The organism is Tautonia rosea, assembly GCF_012958305.1.
Lineage (GTDB): Bacteria > Planctomycetota > Planctomycetia > Isosphaerales > Isosphaeraceae > Tautonia > Tautonia rosea.
Genome location: NZ_JABBYO010000007.1, coordinates 82,264 through 96,471, shown reverse-complemented (window position 1 = coordinate 96,471; position 14,208 = coordinate 82,264). Strand labels below are relative to the sequence as shown.

The 14,208-nt window shown below is 63.7% G+C and carries 8 protein-coding genes; all 8 read left to right on the top strand.

Going from position 1 to position 14,208, the window contains the following annotated elements; genetic code table 11:
- Positions 1-17: 17 nt before the first annotated feature.
- The 8 genes from HG800_RS13880 (at position 18) to HG800_RS13845 (ending at position 14,169) form a co-directional block, all read left to right on the top strand.
- Positions 18-1,064, top strand: coding sequence for an AAA family ATPase (locus HG800_RS13880; RefSeq protein WP_169977236.1), 1,047 nt, complete (start codon positions 18-20; stop codon positions 1,062-1,064).
- On the top strand, positions 1,033-1,959 hold the full coding sequence (locus tag HG800_RS13875) for a DUF58 domain-containing protein (RefSeq protein WP_169977235.1): 927 nt from the start codon (positions 1,033-1,035) through the stop codon (positions 1,957-1,959). Before HG800_RS13880 ends, HG800_RS13875 begins: the two co-directional genes overlap by 32 nt.
- Positions 1,960-1,962: 3 nt before the next feature.
- Positions 1,963-4,137: a BatA domain-containing protein gene (locus HG800_RS13870; protein WP_169977234.1), complete on the top strand. Its 2,175-nt coding sequence runs from the start codon at positions 1,963-1,965 to the stop codon at positions 4,135-4,137.
- A 43-nt stretch (positions 4,138-4,180) separates the two neighbouring features.
- Positions 4,181-6,631, top strand: a complete 2,451-nt coding sequence (locus tag HG800_RS13865) for a VWA domain-containing protein (protein ID WP_169977233.1) — start codon at positions 4,181-4,183, stop codon at positions 6,629-6,631.
- A gap of 45 nt (positions 6,632-6,676) precedes the next feature.
- A complete protein-coding gene (locus HG800_RS13860) occupies positions 6,677-8,908 on the top strand; it encodes a hypothetical protein (RefSeq protein ID WP_169977232.1) in 2,232 nt (743 codons plus the stop codon).
- Positions 8,895-10,817 (top strand): DUF4175 domain-containing protein, encoded by a 1,923-nt coding sequence (locus tag HG800_RS13855; RefSeq protein WP_169977231.1) that lies wholly within the window; start codon positions 8,895-8,897, stop codon positions 10,815-10,817. Before HG800_RS13860 ends, HG800_RS13855 begins: the two co-directional genes overlap by 14 nt.
- 68 nt (positions 10,818-10,885) lie before the next feature.
- A complete protein-coding gene (locus tag HG800_RS13850; protein ID WP_169977230.1) occupies positions 10,886-11,395 on the top strand; it encodes a hypothetical protein in 510 nt (169 codons plus the stop codon).
- 92 nt (positions 11,396-11,487) lie between these two features.
- Positions 11,488-14,169, top strand: coding sequence for an NPCBM/NEW2 domain-containing protein (locus HG800_RS13845; protein ID WP_169977229.1), 2,682 nt, complete (start codon positions 11,488-11,490; stop codon positions 14,167-14,169).
- Positions 14,170-14,208: the final 39 nt, after the last annotated feature.

The following is a 14,208-nucleotide window of genomic DNA, read 5'->3' as shown; positions in this document are numbered from 1 at the left end:
ACGAAAGGGATGGCCTCGTGAGCACCTCGACCGAAGACCTCGACCTTGCCGGGCTGGAGGAGCTGCAAACCGCTCACCGGCAAATCCGCGAGCAGATGGCCCGGCAGATCGTCGGGCAGGATGAGGTCGTCGATCAGCTCTTGATCGCCGTCTTCGCCCGAGGGCATTGCATCCTCGAAGGGGTGCCCGGCCTGGCGAAAACCCTGATGGTGCAAAGCCTGGCGCAATCCCTCTCGCTCGACTTCAACCGCATCCAGTTCACGCCCGACTTGATGCCGTCGGACATCACCGGGACCGAGGTGTTGTACGAGGATCGCAGCACCGGAGCCCGGGAACTGCGGTTCGTCCCCGGTCCGGTCTTCGCCAACCTGATCCTCGCCGACGAGATCAACCGGACCCCTCCCAAGACGCAGGCTGCCCTGCTCGAAGCGATGCAGGAACGCCAGGTCACCGCCGGCGGCCACCGCCACGGCTTACCGAACCCGTTTTTCGTACTGGCCACGCAAAACCCGATCGAGCAGGAAGGAACCTATCCGCTTCCCGAGGCCCAGCTCGACCGATTCCTGTTCAAGATCTTCATCAAGTATCCGACTCCCGATGAAGAACGCAAAATCTACCGCGTAACCACCGGGGCCGACCGGCAGGAGATCGTGCCGATCATCGCCGGGGAGCGGATCGCCGCCTTGCAACAGCTCGTGCGCCGGGTCCCGGTGTCGGACCATTGCATCGACTACGCGATGGACCTAGTGCGGGCCACCCGAGGCCCCGAACACGGCGGGCCGTCGTACATTGGCGACTGGGTCGCCTGGGGGGCCGGACCTCGAGCCGGTCAGGCGTTGATTCTGGCGGCCAAGGCACGGGCCGCGCTGGCGGGCCGGCCAAGCGTGACCGCCGAAGACATCAAGGAGGTCGCCCGGCCGGTCCTCCGTCACCGCGTCGTCATCAACTACAACGCCCAGGCGGCCGGAGAGTCGAGCGACTCGATCATCCAGCGCCTTCTGGACGACATCCCGATCCGCAAGGGGGCCGCCGATGACGCCGTCGCGGACGTATTCCGATCCTGACGCGATCGCCCGGATCGCCGACCTGACGCTCCGCTCCCGTCGCCTGGCCGAAGGGGCGATCAGCGGCCAGCACCGCAGCCCGTTTCTCGGCTTCAACATCGAGTTCGCCTCGTACCGCGAGTACTCGCCCGGCGAGGACCTGCGGCGGCTCGACTGGCGTGTCTTCGCACGATCCGATCGGCACTACATCAAGCAATATGAGCAAGAGAGCAACGTGCGCGTCACGTTCGTCGTCGATGCCAGTGCGTCGATGGCGTACAAAGGGGCCCGGGCGGCACTCTCGAAGTTTGACTACGCCGCCACCCTGGTCGTCTCGCTCGCCTTGCTGCTGGTCAGGCAACAGGACCCGGTCGGCCTGGTCCTGTTCGACGAAAAGGCGACCGAGACCTTGCCGCCAAACGCCACCCAGGCGCAGATCGTGGCGATGACGGCGCAGCTCGAACGCTGTGCTCCGAGCCGAACGACGGATCTGGGCGGCTTGCTGCGATCGCTTGCCGGGCAGCTCAAGCGGCGGAGTGTCGTCGTGGTGGTCTCGGATCTGTTCACCGATCCCGACGGCTTGTATGACAGCCTCAACCGTCTCAGGTTCCAGGGTCACGAGGCCCTGATCCTTCAGATCCTCGACCGCGACGAGCTGGACTTGCCGTTCGACGGGCCGACAATCTTCAAGGACATCGAAGGGGATGAGGAACTATTTGCCGAGCCGTGGGCCTTCCGCCGCGAGTATCGCAAGGCGATGGAAGACTTCCTGGAAAACACCCGCCGGGAATGCGGCCAACGTGGCTATGACCATGTGCGGTTCGTCACCGACGAGCCGCTGGCCGACGCCTTGAGTGTCTTCCTCCACGCGCGGCTGGACGCCGACCGAGCGGCCCGACAGGCGGGGCGGTCCTGAGCCATGATGACCTTTCTCACCCCCCTGCTCCTCTGGGGAACCTTGCTGGGCGCCGTCCCGCTCATCATCCACCTGTTGAACCGCCGACGGTTCCGACGCGTGGAATGGGCACCGATGCGACTGCTGAAACTGACGGTGCGTCGCAATCGCCGACGCCTGCAGATCGAACAGTGGTTGCTCTTGCTTTTGCGCATTGCGTTACCGATCCTCCTCTTTCTCATGCTCGCCCGGCCAATCCTCGACCCGACCGGCCTGGAAGGCTGGGCCGGGCCGGGAAGCCGGACGAGCCGAATCGTCCTGGTGGATGATTCCCTGAGCATGGGATACGAGGGGGAAGGCCCCCCAGCGTTTCAAGAGGCCCGAGAGGTCACCGCGGCCCTGTTCGCCCAGGCGAGGCCGCAGGACCGCTGCTCACTGGTGACGACTTCAAGGCCGGGGGTCCCGGTCCTGCTGGAAGTCGAAGGCAGCCGCCAGGACGAGCTGTCGAGCGCGGCCCTGGGATTGGCTCAGACGGAAACGTACACCGGATGGCCCGCCGTGTTCGAGGCGCTGGATGGAGTTTTGGAATCGTGCACGTTTCCGACCCAGCAACTGACAATCATTACCGATTTACGCCGATCGGGCTGGGATGAAGGGGTCGGGCCGATGGCCCGACGGTGGCAGGAACGCGGACTCATCGTTCGAATCGTGGATGTGGGAGACGACGGCGACCGAGCGGGGAACCTCGCGGTCGAGTCTCTGCAACCGCTCGACCGAACCATCCTGGCCGATGCCGAAAGCCGCTGGGAGGCGACGATCCGGAACGACTCGCCGAGTACCATCACAGGAGCCTCGGCGATTCTCCGCGTCGATGATGCCCCGACCGAGCTTCCCTTGCCGGAGATCGCCGCTCGATCGAGCGTTCGTGTGCCGATCACGGTCCGATTTCCAGGCCTCGGCCCGCACGACCTGGCCATTGAGCTGCCCGAAGACCCCCTGCCCGGCGACAACCGCCGCTGGGCCGCGGTGGAGGTGAAGGAGTCGCTCCTCATCCGCCTGGTCGATGGCGAGCCGTCCTCGGAGCCGTTTGGCGGCGAGGTCGATTACCTGGCCGCTCCGCTCTCGATCGGCGTGGGCGACGCCGACGCCTGGCGCGTCGAGGTGGTGCAAGATGAGGATTTTCTGTCGAACAGGCTTGCAATTCCCGATGTACTCATCCTTGCCAACGTTGCCTCGCCCACTCCGGAACAGGCGGATCGTCTGATTCGACAGGTACGTGAGGGGATGGGTCTGATGATTTTCGCCGGAGCCAGGATGGACATCGGATCGTATCACGATCTGTTCGATCGCGACGAGGCTCGCCTGCTGCCGGCGCGGATGCGGGGAATGGTCGATCAGGAGATTCGCGGGGTCATCATTGAGCCGGTGCGACCGTCTCCGCTGGAAGCCTTGCTGGAGCTTCGGCCCTCGGCGCTGGAGCGGGTGGCGGTACGGCAAGTGATGACGGTTGAGGAGGGAGGAGACGATGCCGAGGGAAGCATCCGGGTGCTCGCCCGCTGGAACGATCCCGAGCGATCGCCCGCGGTGATCGAGCGGATCGTGGGGGAGGGTCGTGTCTTGCTCTGGACGACCACAGCCGACCGCGACGGCAACGACTGGCCGGTCGAGCCGAGCTTCGTGCTGGCCATCCGCGAAGCCGTACGGGGAACGGCACGGGCCACTCCCCTAGCAAATACCGTCACGGCGGGCGAACCGATTCGGAAGGTGGTGGAGACCAGCCAGTCACTGAGCGACATCCGCCTCTTCCCACCCAATGACGGCGAGCCGCGAGCACTCACTGCCGTTCCCTTGAATCCGTCCAGCGACGAGAATCCCAGCACCTCTCTCATCATTGATGTTCCCGATACGCGCCGCGCGGGTCTTTACCGGCTGACCTGGGAAGAGGGCCCGCTTGGCGTTCAGAACGAGCTTTCGGCGGCGAATCCTGATCCCCGCGAAAGTGAGCTGGATCGGATCGGTCGTGACGAGGTCACCCAACTGCTTGAGCCCCTGGAGGTCGAGGTGGCCTCCGGCCGAAGCGGAACCGAAGCCCTCTCGTCTCCGACCGGCCGGGAACTCTGGCGAGCGCTCGCCTGGGGATTGCTTGCCCTGATGATTGCCGAGCCAATGCTCACAACCTGGATCGGCCGATCGCGTTAGCATTCGTTTGAGCCATTCTCTTTTCTTACGATACGAATCCGACATGAACCGCAGTCTCTGGCAGCACATGCTGGGCATCGAAACGTCGCCGGGGGCCGAGATGGTCGGCAAGTCTCGGCTAGAGCTTTCGGCCGTGCCGGGAGGCGGTGGGGTCCTGGCCCTCACGCTGGTCACACTGGCGATCGTGGCAATGCTCTGGTTTCTCGCCCGTCGAGAACGGACAGATCTGAGCCGCCCTCGTCGCGCCCTGATTGTCGGCCTGCGCACGGTGTCCCTGCTGGCCGTGGCCGCGATGTTGACCGAGCCGGTGCTGATCACCAGCCGCCGCGAGTCGATTCCGTCTCACCTGTTGATGATTGTGGATGATTCGGAAAGCATGCGGTTCTCCGATCCGTACACAGACGAGGCACGCGCCTCGGCAGTTGCCACGATGCTCGGCATCGAGCCCGAGGAGGGGAAATCCTCTGCGGCTCGGTTGCGAGAAACCGCTCGCATCGACCTGGTGCGCAGGACCTTGAGTCCTCAGCTTGAGCGGCTGGGCAAGGGCCGGACCGTCTCGCTGGACACGTTGGAGTCTGCCAGTCGGGGGGGGGGTGTCTCTCAAGGAAAACCGGAATCGCTCGACGCGATCGAGGCCGATCGCGCGGTCTCACCGCTGGGAGACGCCGTGCGGGGCGTTCTGGCAAGCCATCGAGGCCGGCCGGTGGCGGGCATCGTGCTCGTGAGCGATGGCCGATCGAACGTGGGGGAAGACCCGATTCGCGTGGCCGAGGCCGCAGCCAATCAAGGCATCCCGATTTTTGCGATTGCAGCCGGGTCGGAAGAAGGTCCCCGAAACGTTCGCCTGGCCGAGTTGGAGCTTAGTCCCGTCGCCTTCGTCCGCGAACCGATGACCCTGGCCGCCGTGGTGGATGCCAGAGGGTTGCAGGATGCCGAGGCCACACTCACGCTCGAACGTCGCATCAATCAAGGGGATTGGGAGGCGATCGAGGAGCGTCGCATTGCGCTCGGCGAGGATGGTCAGTTGACGAGGGAGACGTTTCGAACCACGCCGAGCGTCGTCGGCTCGTACGAGTATCGAGCTCGGCTTGAGGACGCCGGGCCGGAGCTGACCCTCGACGACAACGACGTGACCGCGGCCGCTCGGGTCGTCCGACAGCAGATTCGCGTCTTGCTGATTGCCGGCGGGCCGTCTCCCGAGATTCAGTTTCTCCGCAATGCCATGCAACGCGATGCCCAGGTCGAGTTCGTGTCGTGGCTCCAGCACGCCGACGCGGGGTATCGGCAGGTCGGCGATCGGCCGATCCTTCGCCTGCCGAACTCGCGAGAGGAGTTGGCAAATTACGATGTTCTTGTGCTTGTTGATCCCGACATGAGCGCGCTCGGTCCCGAGTGGGAACAGATGATTGTTGACTTCGTGGGCAAGGATGCCGGCGGGCTCATCTTCGTGGCGGGTGAACTGCATTCACAGCAACTGTTCGACGAAGACGCCGGCGGATTGCCTGCTGACTCGTGGACGCGCATCCTTCCGGTGGTTCGCGATCCGGGACTCTATCGGACCGAGGCGGAGGTCCGACTGAGCTCGGCAAACACCTATGTGCTGGATCTCACGAATGAAGGGCGAGCCGATCCGGTCTTCGCCTTCCATCCCGACCCGATCCGCAACCGGGCGATTCTCAGCAGCCTGCCGGGAATGTACTGGAGCTTTCCCGTCACCCGGGCCCGACCCGGCGCGACCGTGCTGGCGCGCCACGGCGACCCGAGGATGCAGAACCAGTACGGTCGGCACGTCTTGCTCGCCTCACAGCTCTACGGGCCGGGGCGAACGGTTTTCCTCGGCTTCGACAGCACGTATCGCTGGCGGTATCTCTCGGAAGATTACTTTGATGGGTTTTGGGCTCGCCTGATCGATCGCGTCGGGCGGAACAAGGCACTCGGCGGTCGCTTCCCGTTCCAGGTCGGGCTGGGCAAGGAGGGCTACCGGGTCGGTGATACGGTGGCCATGCAGGTTCGTTTTACCGATGAATCGGCCATTGCCGAGGGGTCCGACCTAATCGCCGAGCTGGAGCGCGCCGGAGAGCCCCCCGAGCCGATCCGGTTCGACCCCGACCCGAGCGATCCCGCCGGCCTGACCGCCACCTTCCCGGCGGATCGCGCCGGGGCCTATACCCTGCGCATCGTTCCCGCAACGACGGGCGACCCGGGGTCGGGTGTGCGAGTCTCGACCACCACGTTCCGGGTCGATCCCCCGCGTCGCGAAGTCGATGAGCCGAGCCTGAACCGCCCCTTGCTCAACGATCTGGCCCGCATGACGGGCGGTCAGGTGATTGAGTTGACCGATCTGGATCGCCTGGATCAACTGATCTCGATGCGAGAGGTGACTCGCACCCTGGAAACGCGGCAGGAACTCTGGAACGCTCCATTGCTGGCCGCGCTGCTCATGATCGCCCTGACGAGTGAATGGATCGTTCGCAAACTCGTACGCATGATCTAATCGGACTCTCCTATTCTGTTCGTTCGCCCAGAAGGACGCCTCATCGTGACAATCGCGACCGACGAGCTTCCGGAACTCGAATCGCTGGAGAGGGAGCAACGGCTCCTGCGCGATCGGCTTGCGCGGCTTCGGCGGCGGTTGACGTGGCAGTCCGCGCTGGAATCACTCGTCGATGCGATGTTGGTCCTGACCGTGACGGCATCCCTGCTCGTGTTGCTCGACTGGCTCGGGCGGTTTGGCACGACCACCCGGTTGGTGGTGATGGGAGTCGTCGCCCCGCTGGTTCTGATCGGGATTGGTTGGCGGACGTGGGCGCGATGGCACGCGTCGAAGCTCGACGATTTGGGACTGGCAATGACCGTCGATCGCTTCCGCCCTGGGACAGGGCAACGCGTGGCCGACGTGCTTCAGCTCCCGACCCTACTGGGCGAACCAAACGGCTCGGCCTCGCCCGCGATGGTCCGGCTGGCGGTGCGTCTGGCCAGTGAGGCCCTGGCCCAATCCGACTGGCACCTGCTCTGGAACCGCCGGCGAACAGCAAGGCAACTTGCCGGCCTGGTGGGCTGTCTGCTGGTGCCGATCGCCTTCGCCTTGCTTGCTCCCCAAGCGGCGCGGTTGAGCGTGGATCGCTGGCTGTTCGGGTCGTCGGAGCGATGGCCGCAGCGAACGTATCTCAGCGTGGTCGGCCTGGCCGATCAGGACCGCTTGCTTGCTCCCCGAGACGAACCGTTCGTGATCGAGGTTCGATCAGATCTTCCGGATCTGGAACAGATCGGCGATCGTTGGAACGTTCCGGGACGAGGAGCCCCCTTGCTGCTCCGATCGGCCCCGCAATCGCTTCAAACACCCGATCGCGTGAGCATTCGCGAGGAGGTTGAAGGAAGAGGTCGACGCGATGGCGTGATGACCGCAGTGGAACCTTCTCGGTTTCGCTTCGAGATTCCAGCGTCCAACGAGTCGTCACGCGTTTCCTTGCGAGGCGGCGACGACTGGCTTGGCCCGTTCCGGATTGAGCGGGTGGATCGCCCAAGCCTCGCATCGATTCGCCTTCGGGTCCGGGAGCCTGGGTCACCGAACAACGCCTTCCGCACGATCGACGATCCACGACAACTGCTGACCGTTCTCCCTGACACCGAGATCGAGCTGACACTGACGGGTTCGGAACCTCTGGCCGATCTTCGCATCGACGCACAGCCGGGGGCGGTCCCGTCTCCCTCCCGAATCGACGATCGAACATTCGAAACGCGATGGACGTTGGAGGAGGCCACGACGCTCGAACTTCGACTGACCTCCGAGCCGACCGGCCTTGAATCACGATCCGTGTTTCTTTCGATCGCCTTGCTCCGCGACCGAGAGCCTCGCGTGAGCTTAAGGGCCCTGGGCGTGGGATCGCGAGTCACACCGGTGGCAACGATTCCACTCAGCCTCACGGCCACCGACGACCTGGGCCTGGCCAAGGTCAACCTCCAGATCGATCGCCTTTCTCCTGCTCAGGAAAATGCCGCGTCAGGACGGGCCGATCGGGAAACGGTTCCTATCCCCATTCCCTCTGGCGAAGGGCGCGCCGTGCTCGATCACCAGGCAAGGCACGATGTGGATCTGCTCACGCAGCCGCCGGCCCTGGGAACAACCTTCGTGATCGTTGCAGAGGCCGAAGATGCCTCGACCCGAGGCGTACAACGGGGGCAGTCGGGCGCGCTCCGATTCCAGGTGGTCTCGCCCGAGGAACTTTTTTATGAAATCTTGATCCGCCAACGAGCAGAGCGGGCGAAGTTCGTCACCGCCCTGGACGCGGTGGATGGTCAACGCGACGCGCTGGCGGAGACACCAGATCGTGACGCGATGCTCGGTGCGCTTCGAGTGATGGTGACGCAGGCAAGGCAGCTTGAACAGATCAGCGGGCGCATTGCCGACACCCTCGTGGAAATGCAACTGAATCAGATCGGCTCGGCCAAATCACATCGATTGCTTCAAGACGGGGTCATCACCCCCATGCGATCGCTGAGCGCCGGGCCGATGACCGAGCTGCGGAACGTCCTGCAAGCCCTCGGGGGTGGGGCTGCTCGTCAGGGAGCCGACCCGGAAACGGCCAGAGCCTTGCACGAGGAGGTGGTCAACCAGATGAATACCATTCTCGAACAAATGTCTCAGTGGGAAAGTTTTGTCGATGTCGTGAATCAGGTCGCCGAAGTGATTAAGATGCAACAATCCATTCTTGACGCCACCGAGCAAGTCCGGGATTCCCGGACCGAGGAGGTTTTTGATGAGCTTCCCTAGCCAGTGCCTCCCGCGGCTGCCGCTGATGCTCTCGCTCCTCCTGGGCTCGATGGTGCTTGCGCATGCCGTCGTCGCTCAGGACGGAATCGATGACATCTTCGACACACCCACGCCAAAACCCTCGACCCCGGCCGAGGCGGACACCGACGCTCCGTCGCCCCCTGCCGCCACCGAGGCTGCGGTCCCCCTGGGCGGTGATCGCAGCCGGATGGGCTTCACCCAGGAGAACGTGGCCGCGCAAATGGCCGAACTGGAGGAGCGGATGTTCCGGCTCTCCGAGGCCTTGCTCAACCTTGAACCCGAGAACGCCTCGCGGCTTCGACTGGCGCTGAAGTTTTCGCGAGAGGAACTGATCCTCCAGCAGATGCGTGATACGCAAGCCCTGCTTGAGGAAGCCCAGCTCGGAAAGGCAGAGACGGAGGTCCGTCAACTGCTGGCAAAGCTTGAACATCTTCGCAATCTCTTGCTGGCGGAAGATCTGGATTTCGAGCTGAAACTCGCCCGGCTTCGTCAGATGCGCGAGACTCTCGCTCAGCTCGAACGCATCATCAAGGAAGAACAGCGCGAGTTGGCCTGGTCTCGTTCGGCGATCGAGACGCAGGAAGAGCTGGATCGCCTCCGATCACGACGGGAGGACCTGGAGTCGATCATCCGCGATCAAAACGCGGTGCTTGAGACGACCACAAACGGCAAAGATGCGGCAACACCCAAGGATCGGGCCGAGGCGGTGTCGGGAGCGATTGCTCGGGAGGCTGGTGTCCGTGAGACTGCGGCCACGCTGGCGGCCGATCCGCTCTTCGCCGAGCGCGAACCGGCCTGGCTCAAGCAAGCGATTCCCCATGTGGACGACACGACAACCCACCTGGAGGCGGACTCGCTGGATCCGGCCCTGAACTCGGGGCAGCAGGCACTCGACCTGTTTCTCAAGGAACGCGACCGGCTCGATGAGCGAATCGCCGAGGCCGAAGCTGCCATTTCCGAGGATCAGTTCCGCCAGTTCGAACGCGACCAGAACCGAAACCGAGATGCCACCGACGCCCTGTCTCGTGTTTCGTCTCGGCTGGGAGATGCGGGAGTCTCGCTTCAGAAGAATCTCATCGACGCCAGCGGAGCGATGCGAGACGCCGAGGGCAACCTTGCCCAGACCGAGCCCGAGCCGGCAGCGAACGATCAGCTTGATGCCCTGAAAAAGCTTCTGGAATCGCGCGAGACACTCGCCGGAGCAATGGAAGACTTGCTTGTTGAACTGCGCACGGAGTTGCAAGCGCAGATTCTGGCCGATTTGACCGAAATGTACGAGGCTCAGGTCGCCATCCGGGAATCGACGGAAGCCCAGGCCCCCCGAGCGGCCGAGCAATCGCGCACGGCGTTGATCGCTCTGGCGGGACTGGCCAAGAGTGAGGCCGAGCTGGCGGCTCGCATCGAACAGTTGACCGATCTGGTTGAGATCACCGAGTTCGGAATCGCCCTGCCAACCTCGCTCCGCGTGCTAGGACGCGAGATGCTGGCGGTCGAAGCCTTGCTCAAGGCGGGTGATGCGACCCAACCGACGATTGCCCTGGAGCGACGCATCGAGGAGGACCTGCTCGGCCTGATTCAGGCCATGCGGCGGCTCCCCCCCTCGACCCCGCCGCCCCCCGGAACCCCGCTGCCCACGAACCCTCGCGATCGGGAACGGGAACTCAATCGCCTGGTCGCGGAGTTGAAGATGATTCGCATGCTTCAAACGCGTCTGAACGACGACACGGTGATCGTGGATGAAACGCGGCCCGACGACACTCCCCTCTCAGCCGAATTGCGTCGAGCGATTGACGCCCTGCGCAACAATCAGGATGAGATTCGTGCATCGCTCTCTAAGATCGGCCGGCAGTTGGAACCGCCCGGCCTTGGCGGCGAGGTGGATTTGTGATCGATGAGAACACTCGGCAGACGTATTCAGTGACAAACAATCGTTCTCTTCGTATGAGGTCTTCGACGATGCGAATCGTTCCCCTACTCTTCAGCGTGGCCTGTGTCATCGGCCTGGTCGGCAGCGAATCGAACGCGCAGGCCCCCATCACCGGCATTTCCGTCAAGATGGGCCGGGTCGTTCGAGACCTGCAGGACACCCAGACCGGCGAGCCGGTCCAGGTCCGACAACAGGACATTGTCCGTGATCTGGATGCGTTGATTGCCGAGCTCGAAAAAGAGTGTGCGGCCTGCCGCAACGGCATGAAACGAAACAACCCGACCAACCCGCTGGCCGATTCGACCATCGGCAAGGGAACCGGCGGCATCGGTGATCTGACCGATCCGAATGCGAGTCAGAAGGATTGGGCGAACCTCTCCGCCCGGGAGCGCGACCGCATTTTGCAGTCGATGTCCGAGGGCTTCCCGCCCGAGTACCGGACCGTCCTCGAACGCTACTACCGGAGGCTCGCCGAGGAAACCACCACCGAGTCTACCCCCACGAGTGAGCCGGCACAGGACACGCCCCAGTCACCGTGAGGTCATCTTCGCTCGTTCGTGCGAGCATTCTTCAAAACGAACGGTGCCTTGTTGGCCAGACGATCGGAAGCGACGATCGGGGATCATTTCTCATGTGGATCGCGACGATTCTCGTGATTGGGACCAGTGTGCTTGCGGGTCCCTTCGACGACTACTCCCGATCGTTCGATACCGAGGCGATCGCCCTGGAGCCCCTTGCCTCGGAGCGTTACGGCAAGGAGGACGCTTTCCTCTTCGAATCCGAGGGACTTCGACTCCGGGTCAACGCGAAAGACGAGGAAACCGGCTGGAAGTCGCCATCCAACTTGCGCATCGTCGGTAATGCCACCATCCAGGTCGAAATGGAGGTGCGATCGCTGCCGACCCCAACGCAGGAGGACGGAGTGGCCGTCGGGCTTTCCGTCGCCACCCAGACCCTGGATCAGCCCGACGCCACCCTGGTCCGCGTGACCGAGCCGGATGGTTCGATCCGTTACCGCGTGGTCAATCAGCCCAGAAATGCCCCTCGGCAACCGTCACAGATGAGGATGATTGCTCCCGGGAACAATCCCGCTGCCCGCGATGCGAAGCCCCCCCGCCCTACCTTCCCAGCCGAGGGGGATTCGTTCCGATTGATCGTGCAACGCGATGGATCGACGCTCTCCTATCGCGTGCTCGATGCCGCCTCTGAGAGCCCGCGAGACCTCGGACAGATGCCCCTCGGGAATGGCGACCTGATCGGTCTGAAGGTATTCGCCCTGAACCGCAATGGTGCCGAATCTGTCGATGTGTTGATCAAATCGGTGACCGTCCACGCCGACCAGCTTCGAGGGCTGGGCACGGCCGTCCGCACAATTCACGGTCAGGTCGTCTACGGAGAGCCAATCGGCCTGGAAGACGGCTCGCTTCAGGTCGGCCCGGCCAGGCCCGAGCAATCGACTGCCCCGACGGAGGCTCCGTCTGTGACCGGGAGTTCGACCGTCGAGGGGAACGTCGCAAGGCTGGAGGAAGTGGTGATTGTGGAGCGAATCGCTGGCCCGGAGGAGGCTCCCATCCGGGTCGAGGCAACGCTCAATGGGACGATCGCTGCGGTCCGGGAGAACAACCCGCCCCCCCCTCCGCCGTCCGCCGGGAACGCTTCTGCCCCATCACCCGAAGCAGCGTCGGAAGCGCCCGTAACGCCCGAGCCGAAGGCGATCATCCCACTTGATGAGCTCGATGTGGTCCGGTTTGAACGCACCGTCACGTTGTCGGGTCGTTTTCTCGGTCAACCGAATGTGGATCTGACCGGCCCGCATTCGGCAACGGCCGAGAACGCCAAACCCTCCAGCGAGGAACACCCAGCCGTAGGTGGCGATCCTGAGAAGGATGCACCGTTGCCGCCACCGGGGACCGTGGTTCCGAGGACCACCCCAACCCCTTCGACCTCGCGATCAACTCAGGCCCCTCGTGCGGAACCGGAACCAAACGGCATCCGCGACCTTCATCTCAGGCTTTCCGGTCTTCGCGACGCGGAACTCACTCAAATTGTCGCTTCGTGCCAGACCGACGAGGGCCAGAGCCGCTGGCGACTTGACACCAGCGGATCAACGGACTGGCCGCTCGTGCTGAAACGCTCGGGAAAACGTCCCCACGCCGACCTGTTCCTCGAACCCCCTGCAGGAGACTGCAACGGCAAATCATTCCAGATCAATCTGACCTACGCGGATCAGCAGTCCGCGTCTCTCACCGTGAAGGTCGACCAGAGCACCGACCCGGCTCACGTGGTCGATGCCGATCTGCCCGCGAACTCGACCGGGTACGACGTTCGTGTGTTCCTTAAGGATGGGCAGGAGCTGTCCGGCACACTCACCGCAATAGATGAAAAATCGCTCATTCTTTCGCTTCCTTGGGGAGCGTCGGAGACGATCGCGATCCCGCTCGGTCGGATCCGAGGAGTCCGCGTGGAGGTGATCGACCGGATCGAACCGGAGGGTACGTTCTCCGAACGCCTCGATACCCGAGGCGCCGAAGACGTCTTGCTCGCCCGAACCCGAGGTGGTGAGATCGTGGCGGTGGCCGGAATCATTGAAGGCATGGAGGGGGACCGCATCCGGATGATCTACCAGGACCAGAGTCGCACGGTGCCCCTGAGGCTGGTCGAGGGGATTGTGCTTGCCGAGGGACCAGCCCCGGTCGACCCTGAGCCTGACGAGCCGATCGCGAGGCTCTCGATGACCGAAGATCAGGCTCTCTCCGGCTTCTGGCGAGCGATTGACGGCACGACCTGGACGATCGAGACCGTCTGGGGAGCGACGTTGAAGGTGCCGGCCTCGGAGGTCCAATCGGTTCGGTTCCAGGGGACTCGAATGACGTATCTCTCCGACCTCGAACCCGCTCGCGTCGAGCAAACGCCCTACTTCGGCCGCCTGATTCCCTGGAGACGAGACGAATCTCTTCGTGGAGGGCCGCTGACGATCAATGGCCAGACCTTCGATCGCGGGCTGGCAGTGCACTCGCATTGCGAGCTGACCTACGATCTGAACGGACGATTCAGTACATTTGAGACTCTGGTTGGCTTTGATGACACGACAAGGGGCCTTGGTCGGGTCGACTGCCGGGTATTCGCGGATGACGCGGAGATTTTCGCCAATCCCGACCTTCGCGCCGAGACGCCGGCCACGACGCTTCGCCTTTCGGTTGCGGGAGCCCAGACACTCCGGCTGGTCGTTGACTATGGCCCCGATCAGGATGCGGGCGACCGCCTGATCTGGGCCAACGCCCGACTCTACCGCGATCCTCCGGAAGCACCCTAGGCACTCTTGGGTGATGAGCCACGGGGCTGGACCGATGCG